The organism is Halalkalibacillus halophilus DSM 18494, assembly GCF_000423105.1.
Classification (GTDB): Bacteria; Bacillota; Bacilli; order Bacillales; family Alkalibacillaceae; genus Halalkalibacillus; species Halalkalibacillus halophilus.
This window is the reverse complement of record NZ_AUHI01000015.1, coordinates 24,485-41,578: the sequence shown is the minus strand read 5'-3', so window position 1 is coordinate 41,578 and position 17,094 is coordinate 24,485. Positions and strand designations below refer to the sequence as shown.

Below are 17,094 nucleotides of genomic sequence, written 5' to 3'. Positions count from 1 at the left end.
TACAATAAACATGTTATATATACTAAAATTTGCAGGAAGTATGTATGTTAAAAACAAAAATCATTTAACGAAAAATGAGGGGGGTAACACATGTCAGAGAACCGCGAGTTCTTTTATCGCAGGATACACTCATTATTAGGAGTCATTCCAATTGGTCTTTTCTTGATGCAGCACTTGGTAGTTAACCATTTTGCTACATACAGTCCAGAAGCATTCAACCAAGCAGCTCACTTTATGGAGAATCTGCCATTACGAATTTTCTTAGAGTTTGCACTTATTTATATTCCACTACTTTTCCATGGAATTTATGGAGTATATATTGCGTTGACTTCTGAGATGAACTTAAAACGCTACGGTTATTTCCGTAATTGGATGTTTATCTTACAACGTGCTTCAGGGATTATTACATTGATTTTCGTTGTATGGCACGTATGGGAAACTCGTTTAGCTCATGCGATCTATGGGACGGAAATTAACTTTGACTTAATGGCTCAAATTCTTTCATCACCATTTATGTTTGGCTTTTATGTTCTTGGTGTAGTTGCAGCAGTATTCCACTTTGCTAATGGCTTATGGTCATTTACAGTAACTTGGGGTCTTACCGTGACACCAAAATCTCAACGCGTAATGACGATTGTATCCTTGGGTGTATTCATTATCTTCACTTATATGGGTCTAGCATCATTAATCGCTTTTGCATCATAATAATTTGATTTTATTTTAAAGATAAAGGGAGTGAAACTTCTTATGAGTAATAAAAATATCGTGGTAGTAGGCGGTGGCTTAGCTGGTTTGATGGCTACTATTAAAGCAGCTGAAGCTGGCGTGCACGTTGACTTAATTTCACTTGTTCCTGTTAAACGCTCCCACTCTGTATGTGCTCAAGGTGGTATTAACGGTGCAGTTAATACAAAAGGTGAAGGTGACTCACCATGGGAACACTTTGATGATACGGTGTATGGTGGCGATTTCTTAGCAAATCAACCACCAGTAAAGGCTATGTGTGACGCAGCTCCAAGCATTATACATATGCTGGACCGTATGGGAGTTATGTTCAACCGTACACCTGAAGGACTTCTTGATTTCCGACGTTTCGGTGGAACACAGCATCACCGTACAGCATTCGCAGGTGCGACAACAGGACAACAATTATTATATGCTTTGGACGAGCAGGTTCGCCGTCATGAAGCAAATGGTTTAGTTACGAAATACGAAGGTTGGGATTTCTTAGAAGCAGTACTTGATGAAAGTGGTAGATCTCGTGGAGTAGTTGCTCAAGATATTCAATCTCATGAAATTAAAGTATTCCCAGCAGATGCTACAATTATGGCTACTGGTGGACCAGGAATTATCTTTGGTAAATCAACAAACTCTGTAATTAACACAGGCTCTGCTGTATCTAACTTGTATCGTCAAGGAGCAGCATATGCTAATGGGGAGTTCATCCAGATACACCCTACAGCAATCCCTGGTGATGATAAATTACGCTTAATGAGTGAATCAGCTCGTGGGGAAGGTGGACGTGTTTGGACATACAAAGACGGTAAGCCTTGGTACTTCTTAGAAGAGAAGTTCCCTGCATACGGTAACTTAGTACCTCGTGATATCGCTACACGTGAAATCTTTGATGTCTGTGTGAACCAAAAGCTAGGAATTAATGGCGAGAACATGGTTTACTTAGACCTATCTCATAAAGATCCGAAAGAATTAGACGTGAAGCTTGGTGGAATCATCGAAATTTACGAAAAATTCGTTGGCGAAGATCCTAAGAAAGTACCAATGAAAATCTTCCCTGCTGTGCATTATTCCATGGGTGGTCTATGGGTTGACTATGATCAAATGACCAATATTCCAGGTATTTTTGCTGCAGGTGAGTGTGATTACACCATTCATGGTGGTAACCGTTTAGGTGCTAACTCATTATTATCTTGTATTTACGGTGGAATGGTTGCAGGACCAAATGCAATTAAGTACATCGATGGACTTGATGAGCTAGCGGAAGATCAAACTTCAGAGTTGTTCGATGCTAAATTGCGCGAAGAAGAAGAGAAGTTTGATAAGATCATGAGTATGACAACTGGTAAAGAAAATGCGTATCAAATTCACCGTGAATTAGGTGAATGGATGACGGATTATGTGACTGTTGTTCGTGAAAATGATAACCTATTAAAGACAGATGAAAAAATTACCGAGTTAATGGAACGTGCAAAAGATATTAACATTAATGATACATCTAGATGGAGCAATCAAACAGCAATGTTTATTCGTCAGCTAGATAGTATGTTAAACTTAGCACGTGTCATTACACAAGGTGCCTATAACCGTAACGAGAGTCGCGGTGCGCATTATAAACCAGAATTTCCAGATCGTAATGATGAGGAATGGTTAAAAACAACAAAAGCTACTTACAATCCGGAGAAAAATGGTCCTGACTTTGAGTATGTAGATGTTGATACATCCCTTATTGAACCTCGTAAGCGTGACTATTCGAAGACTAAATAAGCATAGGAGGCAAAGAGTATGGCGGATGAAAACAAGACGATTAAGCTGATTATTCAGCGTCAAGACGAGCCGGAAGCTGCTCCTTATGAAGAGGAATTTGATATTCCGTATCGTAATAACATGAACGTTATTTCTGCATTAATGGAAATTCGTCGTAACCCAGTGAATGCAAAGGGCGAACAAACAACGCCTGTATTTTGGGACATGGGTTGCTTAGAAGAAGTTTGTGGTGCATGTTCTATGGTAATCAATGGGGAAGCACAGCAATCTTGTACAGCTCTAATTGATCAGTTAGAACAACCAGTTAAGTTAGAGCCGATGAAGACATTTCCAGTTATGCGTGACTTAGCGGTAGATCGTAGTCGCATGTTTGACTCACTTAAACAAGTAAAAGCATGGGTTCCAATTGATGGAACGTACGATTTAGGTGAAGGTCCACGTATGGCAGAAAGCAAACGTCAATGGGCGTATGAATTATCTAAATGTATGACATGTGGTGTGTGTCTAGAAGCATGTCCTAACGTAAATAGTAATTCTGAATTTATTGGTCCAGCTGCATTATCTCAAGTTCGTTTATTTAACTCTCACCCAACAGGTGAATTTCATAAAGCAGAGCGTATGGATGCAGTTACTGGTGAAGGCGGATTACAACAATGTGGTAATTCACAAAACTGTGTAGAAGCTTGTCCAAAAGGTATTCCTTTGACGACATCGATTGCTGCACTAAACCGTGAAGCTACTGTGCATTCCTTTAAGGAATTCTTCGGTAGTGACTATCATAATTAAGTAAACCAATTATTAGGGGCTGACATCATGGTGTCAGTCCTTTTTATATTTCTTTAAATAGATAAACAACAGAAAGAGGGATAAGCATGAAAATATCGTACATAGAAGATTTTAATGAGTGGAAACAAGGGTTCTCGTTTTCTACCCCAATTAAAATTCGTTTTTCTGAAACGGATATGTTTGGTCATGTGAATAATGTGTCGCCATTTATATATTTTGAAGAAGCAAGAATTACCTATATGGAAGATTTGAACTTATTCGGAGAACTAACACAAGAGTCTAAAATTGCTCCGATCGTAGGAGACTTACAGTGTGATTTCCTTCAACAAATTTATTTTGGAGATAAAATCGACCTTCATGTAAAAGCAAACCACGTCGGCAATACGTCCTTAGACATTCATTACATGGCAACGAATCAAAAGGGGGAGGTATGTCTTGTTGGTCGCGGTAGAATTGTACAAATAGATATTACAACAGGAAAACCAACCCCATTTACAGAACAGCAACAAAAAGTACTACAAGAAGCATAAAAGTGAAAACAGGCGCCCTATTTACGAACGCTCTTGCTAATATTCACATAAACTATGGTGACTGCGTAAGTTCCTCATAAACGGTTGAGCTCACTCTTCATTCGGAGGAGGGGTTAATGCTTGGATAAAAAACCATACCGACCTAGTAATATTCTAACGAAAAGAGAAAGAGAAGTTTTTGAGTTATTAGTACAGGATCAGACTACGAAAGATATAGCTGAACAATTATTTATATCAGAGAAAACAGTTCGTAATCATATCTCTAATACAATTCAGAAGCTTCAAGTAAAAGGGCGTTCCCAAGCAGTAGTGGAATTAATACGGCTTGGAGAAATCAAACTGTAACTTTGCCGGCTAGCTAATAGCCGGTTTTTTCTATGTCATATACCTTAGACGCTTGCAATTTTGACTAAAAAACGTGAAAATAAACTAATAAGGTAGAAATACGAGGAGGAAATTCATTGCGTTCAACTGTAGATTCAAAAATGATTGCAGAATTAGAGAAAAATGTTCGATATATATCTCACATGGTGAAGCAACGTGGTCGTGAAATTTTAAACCATTATCCGATTACTCCACCACAATTTATTGCATTACAATGGTTGTTAGACCGTGGAGACCTTACCATTGGAGAACTTTCAAAAAAAATGTACTTAGCTTTTAGTACCACTACTGATTTAGTTGACCGGATGGAGAAAAACGAACTCATTGAACGTGTACGCGATCCGAAAGATCGACGCGTTGTACGCATTCACCTCTTAGAAAAAGGGGAAGAAATCATTGATGAAGTAATTCAAAAACGACAAGAATACTTACAAGAAGTACTTAGCTCATTTACTTTAAAAGAAGTAGAATCATTAAGAGGGTCTATGAGTCAATTATATGACGAAATGAAAGTACATGAAGATAACCAGCAAAAGGAGAAATAGCCACGTGAATCAGCCAATAGGTGTTATTGACTCCGGTGTAGGTGGTTTAACTGTATTACATGAATTAAAAAGACAATTACCTCGTGAGAAATTCATTTACTTAGGGGATACAAAAAGATGCCCTTATGGATCTCGAACTTCAGAAGAAGTAGTTACTTTCACGTGGGAATTAGTAGACTTTTTAATGGGTTACGATATTAAAATGTTAATCGTTGCATGCAATACTGCCACTGCCGTTGTCTTACAACAATTGAAAGAACAACTAGATATACCTGTGATTGGTGTTATAGAACCAGGCGCAAGAGCAGCAATAAAATCAACGAATACGAACCATATTGCCATAATAGGCACGGAAAATACAATACTTAGTCGTTCCTACGATGTAGCATTAAAAGAAATTAATCCAGAATTACAAACGATATCAGTCGCTTGTCCATTATTTGTCCCGTTAATTGAGTCCGGAAAATATTCAAAGAGGGAAGCTAAAGAAGTAGTTGATAAAAGTCTTCGAGCTATAAAAAAAGATCAATTAGTTGATACGTTAATACTGGGCTGTACCCACTACCCCATTCTTCAGTCCGTTATCGAAGAAGTGGTTGGGGAAAGCATCACCGTTCTATCCTCTGCCCTAGAGACAGGTGCGGAAGTTAGTACAGTACTTACTTTCAGCCAAATGCATAATGTGATGGATCAGGACCCACAAGCACCGGAAATATACGTTACTGGCGACTTACAATCAGTGAAGCCACTTATAGAAGAGTTTTTTCAATTTAAGAGTAGTATCGTAAAACAAGTAACTTTAGCATAAAAGTAACTTATACCGGGAAGCTAGAATGGTATAAGTTTTTTTATGAAATGATTTAACTATAAAATAGAAAAAAATGACTTTAAATGTTTAATAACAATCATAAACGTGAATGTGAAAGGTAGGAATTAATAATGCGAACAGACGGAAGAGAAAAGGATCAATTAAGAAATATAACCATTGAAACAGGTTTTACCAAACATCCAGAAGGATCTGTCCTCATTTCAGTAGGGGAAACGAAAGTTATTTGTAATGCTAGTATTGAAAATAAAGTACCACCATTCATGCGTAACCAAGGCAAAGGTTGGGTTACTGCTGAATATGCTATGCTACCTCGTGCCACAGAACAACGAAATATAAGAGAATCCGCTAAAGGTAAAATCGCAGGACGTACTATGGAAATTCAACGATTAATAGGTAGAGCATTAAGAGCAGTAATTGACCTTGAGAAACTTGGAGAACGTACACTGTGGATCGATTGTGATGTAATCCAAGCAGATGGTGGCACCCGTACTGCTTCAATTACAGGTGCATTTGTGGCAACTGTATTAGCATGTGGCAAATTATTAAAGGAAGAAACTTTAACTGAAATGCCTGTTCGTAATTATTTAGCTGCGACCTCTGTTGGTATTTCTAAAGAGGGAGAAGCAATCCTAGACCTTTGTTATGAAGAGGACTCTACTGCTGATGTAGACTTAAACTTAGTGATGACAGATGAGCAGAAATTTGTAGAACTACAAGGCACAGGAGAGGAAGCTACATTTTCCACAGAGGAACTACAAGAAATGCTTCAATTAGGGAAAAAAGGGATCTCAGAGTTGTTTGAGATTCAGTCTGAAGCAATTGGAGATTTAAACACGTACTTTAAGTAGGAGGTATATGTCATGAAAAGAATATATGTAGCAACAACAAATAAAGGAAAACTTAAAGAACTCGAAACAATCTTTGGTGAATTAGACATGAAAGTAATCAGTGTCTTTGATGAATTTGAAGATGTAGCAGATGTAGAAGAAACAGGTGCAAACTTCGAAGAGAACGCTCGACTGAAAGCAGAAACAATCGCAAACATTTATAAGATACCAGTGGTCGCAGACGATTCAGGATTATCTGTTTATGCGATTGGTGGCGAGCCGGGCGTATACTCAGCACGCTATGCAGGTGGAGAGAAGAACGATCAACGCAACCTAGAGAAAGTCTTGGATAAAATGAAAGGCCTAGACGACCGCAAAGCTGCATTTGTTTGTAGCATGGCCTTTGCTAGACCACATCAACCAACAGTAATTGCTGAAGGTAGATGTGAAGGCGAGATTTCTGAGCAACCACAAGGAGAAGGTGGATTTGGATACGATCCAATATTTATTCCTGAGGATTACGATCAGACATTATCTCAACTAGGAACGGAAGTAAAGAATTCGATTAGCCATAGAAGAAAAGCATTAGACGGATTAATTGAAAAAATTCGTCCTTTAATTTAAGGATTGAAACTGAATAGGCAATTGTCTATTCAGTTTTTTATCTTCTTCTAAAATTTTCTTCGATGTATTGTTGACACATACGGTATTTGTTTTATATAATAATCCTTGTCCGATACGAAAGGACAGACTAGAATTAAATAAGAAATATTACTATTGCGGGTGTAGTTTAATGGTAAAACCTCAGCCTTCCAAGCTGATGTTGTGGGTTCGATTCCCATCACCCGCTCCATTTTATGAAAAAAATCAATATAACATGTCCCGGTAGCTCAGTAGGATAGAGCAACAGCCTTCTAAGCTGTCGGTCGCAGGTTCGAATCCTGCTCGGGACGCTAGGTAACACACATAGGTTATGATAGAATAATAATAAAAACGCTTAGAAACCTTTAATAATAATGGTTCTAAGCGTTTTTGTTTTAAAATCGATTTTACAATAGGGTTTTATATGACATTTAAATAATCTAAAGATTGCCAAGCTAAAAATAGTAGCAAGGTTAAAGTTGAAAGTATTAGTAACCATGAAGATATATTTTTCGGACCACGAAGATTGTGGTAAAGAATGTATGTTAAAAGGATAAAAACTACGAACATAAATATAAATGTTAGATAAAATAAAAGTATATACATATTTTTTTATTCTCCTTTTAACTTTACTTAAAAAAATTAATTTTATAATATCAATGATTTAACTATAATATCTTCCAAATTAGCCTAGTTGTTTAATACGTACTTTAAATGGGTATTTATAATAATCACGTGGTAAATAGTGAAATTGCGTTAGTCAGGAGGAAATTATATGCCAAAAACTCATTATTTAGACAAACTAATTATCGATGACGAAGAAATTAGCTTCCAAAAAGGGGTTCTTCCTCATACTGATACCGGTTCAGAATCATTTTGGAGTCTCGAATTAACAAATGTCGAGAATGGAAAGAAGAAAGTAGAAAATGCTCAAAAAAATGCTGAAATGCTTCATTTGAAAATGGTTAATGATGAAGGCGAAACTCTAGAAGGCAGTGCCCTTGTTACAGAAGTTAGCCAAGATACTGGAACAAATGTAGTATTGCAAGGCTCAGGAGATTTGGAATATAAGTAACAAAAATCAGCATCCATAGAGGTGCTGATTTTATTTTGGACAATTTTAAATAGACTTTAGGATAAAGAACACTTTCTATTAGTGTTTCTTCATCCTTTATTAATCTCAGTTAATTTGTCTTTAGCTGAGATGGTTTATCTAATTTTTCTTTTTTCAAATCTTCTAGTAAATAAATGATTCTTTCTATTTCATCTTCACTCAAGTTCTCAAAATGTTTTAGTTGAGCATTTATATAATTTATAGTCTCATTTTCAGAAGTATCTTCTTTAATAAAATAAGTGGCAATAGATCCTGTAACCATTCCTATTAACCCAATTCCAAAAAACATTAAAGTTACAGCAATCATTCTTCCGAGAGCTGTCTCAGGTGATAAATCTCCATAACCTACTGTAGTTGAAGTGACAATGGACCACCATACTGCCTCTTGGTATGTTTCAATACTTGATTCGGTATATAGAATTGGGACTGATGATATAAAAATGAGTATAACTGATATACCAATCAATTTGTCTAATCCATTTGTTTTAATAATATTAAAAAAGTGTTGAGCAAAATGTCTTCCGATAAGTAATAATCGAATGACTCTAAATAAACGGACAAATCTTGCTAACTGAAATATAGCATCTAAAGGAATAATCGCTATAATATCAAACGGATTTTTCTTTATGTAATCTAATTTTTTCTCCGAAACTATGAATCGAGTTAAAACATCTATTACGAATATTCCCCATACAATTCTATCTAAATAAAGAGAAACTCCATGATCAGACCAAATAAGAAAAACTGATAATAAAGCCATACTAAATAAAAGCGTTTCATACAAAGCCTTCATCTTTATTTTCAATGTCTTTCCTCTTTCCAACTTTTTCATTTAATGATTTTATTTTACTATAAATCAAATACAAATATCTATATCAAGTTACATATTCATAGTCTTCTTTTTAAAAAAAGTGCATAGCCTATTGCCGGCTATGCACTAAACTATTATTTATTATTTAACAAGTCATTTATTGCATGAAATATTTCAATGCCTTGAAATGAGAACAAACTCAAACCAGTAATTGAAAAAAAGGTAACAAGAAAAATGTTTAAGAAAAACATCCTTTATCCCTCCCTACTTTTTAAATGGGTTTAAAAAGAGGTTGGAAGTTCATTAAATCAGCCCCAAAGTATTGTGGGTTCAACAATAATCGTTTCCACCTAAAGTACCAAGGTGGGATGATGAGAGCAGTTGTTGTGAAAATAATAATTAATGTTAATTGATGAAATATGCTACTAGTCGATTTTATGGTTTTCCCAGTATCATCAAGTTCTATTGCAGGAAGAACAGTTAAAAACCCTGTCTCATCAACAGTCTCGGATAAACCTGAAATGGGATGATCGAATACTGTTTCATAGTTATTTATCAATAATGAAGAAGCAATTAAAATAACTAATAATACGTACTTCATCATCTTACTAATCATTTTAATTCCTCCTCATTTCTAATATATGTTAATACATGTATTTTACATGATTTTTAAATTAAATTCTATTATCTCATCATTAATCTTCTAATGTGTCGTAGGCAAATGAACTATAACCACTTGTTCTAAATGTTAACGGATTTTGAATATAGATAAATTAAAGTTGAATTGCAAGGAGGGAATATATCTATGGATAGGGGAACATTAATTAGGTCAATCGTGTTTTTAATCATTTTAATAAATCAAGCGTTAGTTTTATTCGGTAAATCTCCCTTACCATACAGTAATGAGCAGCTTGAAGCAGGTGTTACTGCACTGGTGACGACAACAGTAGGATTGTGGGCTTGGTTTAAAAATAATTACGTGACTGAAAAAGGAAGGCAACAACATGAGCTATTGAAAAAGAATAAATTATCGAAGTGAAATGTGATAGCTGGTATTTAGTAGGACTAATTGAGTCTACTTCATACCAGTTTTTTTTGTACTTTATATAACTCTATTCATTCGCATGTGACATTAGAATAATTTGTTAATAGATTCGTGATAGGTGGGGATATTCTAATAGATTAACGTTGACAGGAAAGCTCACTTTTAATATTGTTATTCTGGTATGAAATTCGACAATGATTACAGAAATGTTACAGAGGCGAAATTACGTAAAATATAAGACTTTAGTTAACCTCAAATGATGTAACTATAGCACTTAGGCTTAATAAAATGTAGAAATTTGTAAGTAAAATAGGTAGGATTTTATACATATTGAAATAAAATTGTTAACAAACTGAAATATTAGTTACTAATTTCTTATGTTATACTCCTAATTAGTTGCTTAATAGAACGTTTATTAAAATAGTATTGATTAAAGAGATTACTCATTGGGGGAAAGAGAATGTTAAAAAGACTTACTACTCTATCTATCGGGACAAGCTTGGTTTTATTATTTGGAGCAAATGTTAGTGCTGAATCCATAGACGATTTACGAGATCGTGATAATCAAGTCCAGAATGAAAGATCTGAGTTATCTGAAGAACTTTCAGAAGCTGAGGCTGAAATTGCTGGAGTACTTACTGAACTAGAAGAACTTCAAGCAGAATTAGAAGAAGTTAATGAAGCACTTGAAGCAAATCAAGCTAAGATGGATGAAACAGAAGAAGAGATTGATTATAGAGAATCTCAAATCGTAGAGATCGAAGCTGAGATTGAAGAATTAGAAGAACGTATCGAAGTTCGTCATGAGTTAGTAAATGATAGAATGAAAACTTTACAAAAAAATGGCGGTAACGTTGGATACTTAGAAGTTGTTATGGGAGCAAGTAACTTTGGTGACTTTATTAGCCGAGCTACATCTGTAAACAAAATTATGGAATCAGATAAAAGCTTAATTGATCAACAAATTGAAGACATGCTTGCTGTAGAAGATAAAAAAGAAGAAGTGGTTGTTAAATTAGAAGGTTTAGAAGATATGCAAGAGGAACTTTCTGGTATGCAACAATTAATCGAAGAGCAAAAGGAATCTACTGTTGCTAAACAAGAAGAATTAGAAGATAAAGAAGAAAACTTAGTAGCTTTACAAGAAGAACTTGAAATAGAAGACTCTCAATTAGCTCAATTACAAGGTGATATTAGAGCTGATATCGAGGAAGCAGAAGAGCAAGAAAGAGAACGTCAACAACAAATTGTCTTAGCTGCTCAACAAGAACAAGAGGAAGAAGAGAATAACAACTCTAACTCTAGTAATAATAACAGCAGTTCAAGCTCAAATAGTTCTTCAAACTCTAATAGTTCATCAAATTCTAGTAATAATTCAAATTCCAGTTCAAATGAATCATCAAGTTCATCTGACGAAGGATCTGTAACACAAGCTGCAAGCACAAGTAGCCAACCTTCTGTAGGCGGCGGCATGGAAGGTGCGATCTCTGCAGGAATGAGTCAGTCAGGTACTCCGTATGTATGGGGTGGAAAATCTCCATCTGGATTTGACTGTTCAGGATTTATTTCTTGGGCTTTAAGTCAAGGTGGTTATAACTATCAAGGTACTACTGATTACTTTGCATCCGTTGGAACGAAAGTATCTGCAAGTAACATGCAACGCGGCGACCTAGTATTCTTTGATACTTATAAAACAAATGGTCACATTGGTATATACCTAGGTAACGGCCAATTCTTAGGTGCTCAGAATAAATATGGTGTTTCTGTTGCTAGTATGTCATCTGGTTACTGGGCAGATAACTTTAGTGGACATGTACGTCGTGTTAATTAATTAGTACCCTTTTCTATGAATCTATAAACATCTTAAAGTTATAATGACTTTAAGATGTTTTTTTATCCAACTAGGAGGCTAATGCTATGAAACTTCAAATCAATCAATTCTTTGAAAGGCATCATCTTGATTTGCAAGTTAGAAGTATTCAACCTGTGCATGGTGGGGACATCAATGATAACTATAGAATTGAGACTAATCATGGTCCGTTCTTTTTGAAGTATCAGTCTAATGCCCCTAAGGAATTTTTATCAAAAGAAGTAGAAGGAATTAAGAAATTAAAAGAGACGAATAGTTTTCCTTTGCCAGAAATTCATGCCATAGAAGATACAGTAGAAGAAAGCTTTCTATTGTTGGATTGGATTAATGGAGAAATAAATAAAGACACATCTGAATTATTCGGTCAACATTTGACAACGATGCATCAGACTTTCAATGAAAAACATGGCTATGGCTCTTTTAGTTATATTGGTACTTTGAAACAAGAGAATAAATTATATGATAATTGGACAGACTACTATGCGGAATGTCGTTTGCAAGGTCAGTTGGAGATTGGCACTCATCAAGGTGTTATAAGAAATAATCGAGCAAAACAGTTATACACCTTAATAGAAGACATCGATCAATTTATACCGAAAGACGTGAAGCCTTCTTATTTACATGGAGATCTGTGGAGTGGCAATTGGATCCCTGGTGAGAATGGAATCCCGTATTTAATTGATCCGTCCTTTTTATATGGTGACCGACACTTTGAACTGGCATTTATCGAATTGTTTGGAGGTTTTGAAAAAGAATTTTGTTTAGCGTATGAAAGTTATTATCCGGTAGAAAATTACTATAAAGATGTTAAAGAAATTTACCAACTTTTTTATTTGCTGGTTCATTTAAACATGTTTGGTGAAGCTTATGGTTCAAGTGTGGACCGTATCTTATCAAAGTACGTTGGAGATGTTAGTTAAGAATGCAGTTAAAAGTTGAATTCACTCACTATTGGAAAATTTAGGGGTGAAAATTTCATTGTTTTTTTAAAAAGTAAGCAGTTTCTTTTGTTTATCTTTGTTACAATAGGAATATACTTATCTAGGTACAAGTCTTTAGTTTATACATTTTTATACATAGGTTTTGAGGAGTACGTGCAGGGGTATACTATTTAGTACTATAAAACATGATGGGTTGGGTGATTATGAGCGATGAACGCCAGGATGTAGTAATGTTCCCTGGTTGGCGAAAAGAATTGGAAAAGAAGGTCTTTGAAGCAATCAAGCAAAAAAATTACGAACAAGCATTATTACATATAAAAAAGTTAGAATCATTCAATGCAGCATCGAGTGATATTTTAACTGCGAAAATCATTGCGCAAATTGAGCTTGGTCATTTCGAGCAAGCAATTGGTTTGTGTCGTCGATTAATGAAAGAAGAAGAACATTATTTTAAATACTTACATATTTATTTATCGATTTTATTTCAAACGAGTCAGTATACCGAATTAATTGACTTATTAGATGAAATTTATGAAACAGAGAAAATCCCTGCAGAATACCAAGAACAATTTATGCAATTGTACGATATGAGTAAAGATTTGCGATCTACTCAAAGTGAACAAGAATCCGAAAATCATATGAATCATTTCTTTGAATCTTTAGAATCAGGCAACTTTCAAGAACAATGGAAGCTTTTATCTATGCACAGAAAATATCCGATTGAAGAGTATTTAGAAGATTTAATTCCATATTTAAGTGATGCGAGATTAAATCCTGTCATTAAAACAGGAATTCTTCAATGGTTGATGGACGAAGAAGTTGCACATAAGGTTGAAATTGAAAAGTTCGGTACTTCTGAGCATGTAAAGCCAATTGAACTAAAGGATGTTTTAGAAAGTGATTTTGCGCTTAAGGTTATGAATGCGCTTAGTGATTTAGAGAATGAAGATCCCACGCTTTATGCGTTCGTCAAACAAATATTATATAGATATTTGTATATCCAATATCCTTTGGTTCCAGAAGACGATCAGGCAAATGTCCTTGCTGAGGCCGTTCAGTTGTTAGCAAAAAAGTATTTGCAGCTTGATCAAGACGGAGAGATAGATCAAATTGCAAATGAAGAACAACTTGCATGGATGGAAGAAATAGAACATTTAGAAAAGCTATACTTCTCACAAATAGAGGATTAGCCTTTTCATAAGTCTTAATGTTGAACAGCAAAATTTCTATGTTATAATATAGTGGTTGCATTATGCATGAACGCTTATTATGCATGAAAATGACAGTTAATAAATATGGAAGAATAGATTTTGGAGGGAAGAAATATGTCAGCAAAATGGGAAAAAAAAGAAGGAAATGAAGGAGTCTTAACGGTAGAAGTTGAGCCGGAGCAATTTGATCAAGCTTTAGATCAAGCCTTTAAAAAAGTAGTGAAAGATATCCAGGTACCTGGTTTCCGAAAAGGGAAAGTACCTCGTTCGATTTTTGAAAAGCGCTTCGGTGTAGAAGCTTTATATCAAGATGCGGTTGATATCGTGTTACCTGAAGCTTATATGGGTGCTGTTAACGAAACAGGAATCAACCCAGTTGCTCAACCAGAAGTAGATATTGAGCAAATTGAAAAAGGTGAACCGTTAGTATTTAAAGCTACTGTAACAGTGAAGCCAGAAGTAGAACTTGGTGAATACAAAGGACTTGAAGTAGAAGAGCAAGAAGTGAACGTTACAGATGAAGAAGTAGAAGAAGATTTAAAATCACAGCAAGAAAAGCAAGCAGAACTTGTTGTAAAAGAAGAAGGAACAGTTGAGGACGGCGATACAGCTGTCATCGATTTTGAAGGTTTCTTAGATGGAGAAGCGTTTGAAGGTGGAACTGCAGAGAACCATTCTCTAGAAATCGGTTCAGGGCAATTCATTCCTGGATTCGAAGAACAGTTAGTAGGTAAGTCAGCTGGAGAAGAGTTAGATGTAGAAGTAACTTTCCCAGAGGATTACCAGGCAGAAGACCTAGCTGGAAAATTAGTTACGTTCAAAGTTAAAATTCATGAAGTGAAAGCAAAGGAAGTCCCTGAGCTTGATGATGAATTTGCAAAGGACATTGATGACGAAGTTAATTCCTTAGATGAATTAAAAGAAAAAACAAAGAAAAATTTAGAAGATCAAAAGCAGCAAGAAGCTGAAAACCAAAAGCGTGAAACATTAGTAGAAAAAGCATCAGAAAATGCTCAAGCTGATATTCCACAAGCAATGGTAGATTCTGAATTAGATCGCATGATGCAAGAGTTTGAGCAGCGCTTACAAATGCAAGGCATGACATTAGACATGTACTTCCAGTTCTCTGGTCAAGATGAGAATGCTCTTAAAGATCAAATGAAGGAAGATGCTGCGAAACGTGTACGTACGAATTTAACGCTTGAAGCAATTTCTGAAAAAGAAAATCTTGAAGTAACAGAAGAAGATATTCAGCAGCAATTAGAAGAAATGGCTTCTATGTACCAAACAGACATCGAGCAATTAAAGCAAATGCTTGGTGGTAACACTGATGCATTAACGGAAGACTTGAAGCTTAAAAAAGCTATTGACTTCTTAGTTGAAAATGCAAAAACAGTATAGTTAATTTATATAGTGAGGCAAGGTGCGTAGAAATCACGTGCCTTGTTTTGCACTATTTTTAATGTTTTAACTGCTTTATACATATACATAAAGTATGGTAAGGGATAATCATATTCTGAAGTGTAATTGTTGAAATTTTAAGAGAAGTTTTTCCTTTGACTATTTACATCTAGGAGTACATAATGGAATTTATGGGACATGGAATAGTGTCTTTTAACATGTGTAATTTGTTCAAACATTCGCAAGTTTGTTTGTAAATATAGAATGATGGGGTGAAAGCATGTTTAAGTTTAGCGAAGAAAAAGGACAGTTGAAATGTTCATTTTGTGGAAAAACACAAGATCAAGTTCGCAAATTAGTTGCTGGACCAGGAGTATATATATGTGATGAGTGTATAGATTTATGCACAGAAATCGTTGAAGAAGAACTTGGGACGACAGCTGATCATGAAGAATTTAAAGAGGTTCCAAAACCTAGAGAAATCTGCGATATATTGGATGATTACGTTATTGGCCAAGAAACGGCTAAAAAATCACTTTCTGTAGCTGTTTATAACCACTACAAGCGTGTAAATGCTACTGTTACGGATAAAAAAGATGATGTGGAATTAGCAAAAAGTAACATCTTATTATTAGGTCCAACAGGTAGTGGTAAGACATTATTAGCTCAAACATTAGCGCGCATTTTAAATGTACCTTTTGCCATTGCGGATGCTACTTCTTTAACAGAAGCTGGTTATGTAGGTGAAGATGTTGAAAACATTTTATTAAAGTTAATCCAAGCAGCTGACTATGATGTAGAGAAAGCTGAAAAAGGGATTATTTATATTGATGAAATCGATAAAGTTGCTCGAAAATCAGAAAATCCATCTATCACGCGTGATGTTTCTGGTGAAGGTGTCCAACAAGCACTTCTTAAGATTCTAGAAGGAACGCAAGCAAGCGTCCCTCCTCAAGGTGGACGTAAGCATCCTCATCAAGAATTTATCCAAATCGATACGACCAATGTACTATTCATTGTAGGTGGGGCATTTGATGGAATCGACCAAACGGTGAAGCGTCGCTTAGGTGAACGTGTAATTGGTTTTGGTTCTGATCCGGAGAACGAAGAAATGGATAAATCTCAGTTACTTGAAAAAGTACTTCCTGAGGATCTTTTACGCTATGGTTTAATTCCAGAGTTTATCGGTCGTTTACCTGTAGTAGGTAGCCTTACACCATTAGATGAAGATGCACTAATGGAGATTTTAACAAAACCGAAAAACGCTTTAAGCAAGCAATATCAAAAACTGTTTGATATTGATGGAGTTGAGCTAGAAATTGAAGAGGAAGCATTAAGAGCTATTGCAAATAAAGCAATAGAACGTAATACTGGTGCCCGTGGTCTACGTTCCATTATTGAAGACATTATGTTAGATGTAATGTTTGAACTACCTTCTCGTGATGATATTGAGAAATGTATTATTACAAAAGAGACTGTTGAAAATGAAAATGGGAAGCCAAAATTAGTAATGGAAGATGGTTCAGTCGTTGATCAAAATGAAGAACCAAGAGAAAGTGCATAAATAAATTTCCAGCCAGAGTATATGATATGAGGGTACTCTCCTCTATTTAGATGAGAGTACCCTTTTTCTATATTTTTTTGCAGTTCTACCAA

Annotated in this window: 18 protein-coding genes and 2 tRNA genes; 18 read left to right on the top strand and 2 right to left on the bottom strand. The window is 35.4% G+C overall.

Annotation, left to right across the window (positions count from 1 at the left end; all coding sequences use genetic code 11):
• The first annotated feature begins 90 nt into the window (after positions 1-90).
• From G532_RS0109680 to G532_RS0109625, 12 genes are all read left to right on the top strand, one after another.
• Complete coding sequence (locus G532_RS0109680; protein WP_027964637.1) at positions 91-705, top strand: succinate dehydrogenase cytochrome b558 subunit; 615 nt, start codon at positions 91-93, stop codon at positions 703-705.
• A 42-nt stretch (positions 706-747) separates the two neighbouring features.
• On the top strand, positions 748-2,502 hold the full coding sequence (gene sdhA / locus G532_RS0109675) for a succinate dehydrogenase flavoprotein subunit (RefSeq protein WP_027964636.1): 1,755 nt from the start codon (positions 748-750) through the stop codon (positions 2,500-2,502).
• A gap of 18 nt (positions 2,503-2,520) precedes the next feature.
• Positions 2,521-3,288 (top strand): succinate dehydrogenase iron-sulfur subunit, encoded by a 768-nt coding sequence (gene sdhB, locus G532_RS0109670; protein WP_027964635.1) that lies wholly within the window; start codon positions 2,521-2,523, stop codon positions 3,286-3,288.
• Positions 3,289-3,374: 86 nt separating this feature from the next.
• Positions 3,375-3,818, top strand: coding sequence for an acyl-CoA thioesterase (locus tag G532_RS0109665; protein ID WP_027964634.1), 444 nt, complete (start codon positions 3,375-3,377; stop codon positions 3,816-3,818).
• Positions 3,819-3,938: 120 nt separating this feature from the next.
• Positions 3,939-4,163 carry a helix-turn-helix domain-containing protein gene (locus G532_RS0109660; protein ID WP_027964633.1) on the top strand — a complete coding sequence of 75 codons (225 nt, stop codon included), beginning with the start codon at positions 3,939-3,941 and terminating at the stop codon, positions 4,161-4,163.
• A gap of 140 nt (positions 4,164-4,303) precedes the next feature.
• Positions 4,304-4,747 carry a MarR family winged helix-turn-helix transcriptional regulator gene (locus G532_RS0109655; protein ID WP_051189134.1) on the top strand — a complete coding sequence of 148 codons (444 nt, stop codon included), beginning with the start codon at positions 4,304-4,306 and terminating at the stop codon, positions 4,745-4,747.
• 4 nt (positions 4,748-4,751) lie between these two features.
• On the top strand, positions 4,752-5,555 hold the full coding sequence (gene racE / locus G532_RS0109650) for a glutamate racemase (protein WP_027964631.1): 804 nt from the start codon (positions 4,752-4,754) through the stop codon (positions 5,553-5,555).
• A gap of 131 nt (positions 5,556-5,686) precedes the next feature.
• Complete coding sequence (rph, locus tag G532_RS0109645) at positions 5,687-6,424, top strand: ribonuclease PH (RefSeq protein ID WP_027964630.1); 738 nt, start codon at positions 5,687-5,689, stop codon at positions 6,422-6,424.
• A gap of 12 nt (positions 6,425-6,436) precedes the next feature.
• Complete coding sequence (locus G532_RS0109640) at positions 6,437-7,027, top strand: XTP/dITP diphosphatase (RefSeq protein ID WP_027964629.1); 591 nt, start codon at positions 6,437-6,439, stop codon at positions 7,025-7,027.
• A gap of 155 nt (positions 7,028-7,182) precedes the next feature.
• Positions 7,183-7,256, top strand: a tRNA-Gly gene (locus G532_RS0109635).
• Between the two features lie 26 nt (positions 7,257-7,282).
• Positions 7,283-7,356: transfer RNA gene (locus tag G532_RS0109630), tRNA-Arg, on the top strand.
• Positions 7,357-7,820: 464 nt separating this feature from the next.
• Positions 7,821-8,120, top strand: a complete 300-nt coding sequence (locus G532_RS0109625; protein WP_027964628.1) for a hypothetical protein — start codon at positions 7,821-7,823, stop codon at positions 8,118-8,120.
• Between the two features lie 109 nt (positions 8,121-8,229).
• Here G532_RS0109625 and G532_RS0109620 read toward each other — a convergent pair whose 3' ends face one another.
• Both G532_RS0109620 and G532_RS0109610 read right to left on the bottom strand, forming a co-directional pair.
• Positions 8,230-8,964: a potassium channel family protein gene (locus G532_RS0109620; protein ID WP_245570131.1), complete on the bottom strand. Its 735-nt coding sequence runs from the start codon at positions 8,962-8,964 to the stop codon at positions 8,230-8,232.
• A 277-nt stretch (positions 8,965-9,241) separates the two neighbouring features.
• Positions 9,242-9,586 carry a hypothetical protein gene (locus tag G532_RS0109610; RefSeq protein ID WP_027964626.1) on the bottom strand — a complete coding sequence of 115 codons (345 nt, stop codon included), beginning with the start codon at positions 9,584-9,586 and terminating at the stop codon, positions 9,242-9,244.
• Positions 9,587-9,775: 189 nt separating this feature from the next.
• Between G532_RS0109610 and G532_RS0109605 the strand changes: the two genes are divergently transcribed.
• The 6 genes from G532_RS0109605 (at position 9,776) to clpX (ending at position 17,002) form a co-directional block, all read left to right on the top strand.
• On the top strand, positions 9,776-10,009 hold the full coding sequence (locus G532_RS0109605) for a phage holin (protein ID WP_035512853.1): 234 nt from the start codon (positions 9,776-9,778) through the stop codon (positions 10,007-10,009).
• A 466-nt stretch (positions 10,010-10,475) separates the two neighbouring features.
• On the top strand, positions 10,476-11,846 hold the full coding sequence (locus G532_RS0109600; RefSeq protein WP_027964624.1) for a C40 family peptidase: 1,371 nt from the start codon (positions 10,476-10,478) through the stop codon (positions 11,844-11,846).
• An 86-nt stretch (positions 11,847-11,932) separates the two neighbouring features.
• Positions 11,933-12,805 carry a fructosamine kinase family protein gene (locus G532_RS0109595; RefSeq protein WP_035512852.1) on the top strand — a complete coding sequence of 291 codons (873 nt, stop codon included), beginning with the start codon at positions 11,933-11,935 and terminating at the stop codon, positions 12,803-12,805.
• 224 nt (positions 12,806-13,029) lie between these two features.
• Positions 13,030-14,016 (top strand): hypothetical protein, encoded by a 987-nt coding sequence (locus G532_RS0109590; protein ID WP_156882574.1) that lies wholly within the window; start codon positions 13,030-13,032, stop codon positions 14,014-14,016.
• 135 nt (positions 14,017-14,151) lie between these two features.
• Complete coding sequence (tig, locus tag G532_RS0109585; RefSeq protein ID WP_027964621.1) at positions 14,152-15,438, top strand: trigger factor; 1,287 nt, start codon at positions 14,152-14,154, stop codon at positions 15,436-15,438.
• 280 nt (positions 15,439-15,718) lie between these two features.
• Positions 15,719-17,002, top strand: a complete 1,284-nt coding sequence (gene clpX, locus G532_RS0109580; protein ID WP_027964620.1) for an ATP-dependent protease ATP-binding subunit ClpX — start codon at positions 15,719-15,721, stop codon at positions 17,000-17,002.
• Positions 17,003-17,094: the final 92 nt, after the last annotated feature.

Excerpts from the sequence above, each read along its gene's own strand:
- G532_RS0109590 (WP_156882574.1), top strand. The coding sequence starts at position 13,030 with ATGAGCGATGAACGCCAGGATGTAGTAATGTTCCCTGGTTGGCGAAAA.
- clpX (WP_027964620.1), top strand. The coding sequence starts at position 15,719 with ATGTTTAAGTTTAGCGAAGAAAAAGGACAGTTGAAATGTTCATTTTGT.
- G532_RS0109605 (WP_035512853.1), top strand. The coding sequence starts at position 9,776 with ATGGATAGGGGAACATTAATTAGGTCAATCGTGTTTTTAATCATTTTA.
- G532_RS0109665 (WP_027964634.1), top strand. The coding sequence starts at position 3,375 with ATGAAAATATCGTACATAGAAGATTTTAATGAGTGGAAACAAGGGTTC.
- G532_RS0109595 (WP_035512852.1), top strand. The coding sequence starts at position 11,933 with ATGAAACTTCAAATCAATCAATTCTTTGAAAGGCATCATCTTGATTTG.
- G532_RS0109625 (WP_027964628.1), top strand. The coding sequence starts at position 7,821 with ATGCCAAAAACTCATTATTTAGACAAACTAATTATCGATGACGAAGAA.
- G532_RS0109640 (WP_027964629.1), top strand. The coding sequence starts at position 6,437 with ATGAAAAGAATATATGTAGCAACAACAAATAAAGGAAAACTTAAAGAA.
- G532_RS0109610 (WP_027964626.1), bottom strand. The coding sequence starts at position 9,586 with ATGATTAGTAAGATGATGAAGTACGTATTATTAGTTATTTTAATTGCT.
- sdhA (WP_027964636.1), top strand. The coding sequence starts at position 748 with ATGAGTAATAAAAATATCGTGGTAGTAGGCGGTGGCTTAGCTGGTTTG.
- tig (WP_027964621.1), top strand. The coding sequence starts at position 14,152 with ATGTCAGCAAAATGGGAAAAAAAAGAAGGAAATGAAGGAGTCTTAACG.
- rph (WP_027964630.1), top strand. The coding sequence starts at position 5,687 with ATGCGAACAGACGGAAGAGAAAAGGATCAATTAAGAAATATAACCATT.
- G532_RS0109680 (WP_027964637.1), top strand. The coding sequence starts at position 91 with ATGTCAGAGAACCGCGAGTTCTTTTATCGCAGGATACACTCATTATTA.
- sdhB (WP_027964635.1), top strand. The coding sequence starts at position 2,521 with ATGGCGGATGAAAACAAGACGATTAAGCTGATTATTCAGCGTCAAGAC.
- G532_RS0109655 (WP_051189134.1), top strand. The coding sequence starts at position 4,304 with ATGATTGCAGAATTAGAGAAAAATGTTCGATATATATCTCACATGGTG.
- G532_RS0109600 (WP_027964624.1), top strand. The coding sequence starts at position 10,476 with ATGTTAAAAAGACTTACTACTCTATCTATCGGGACAAGCTTGGTTTTA.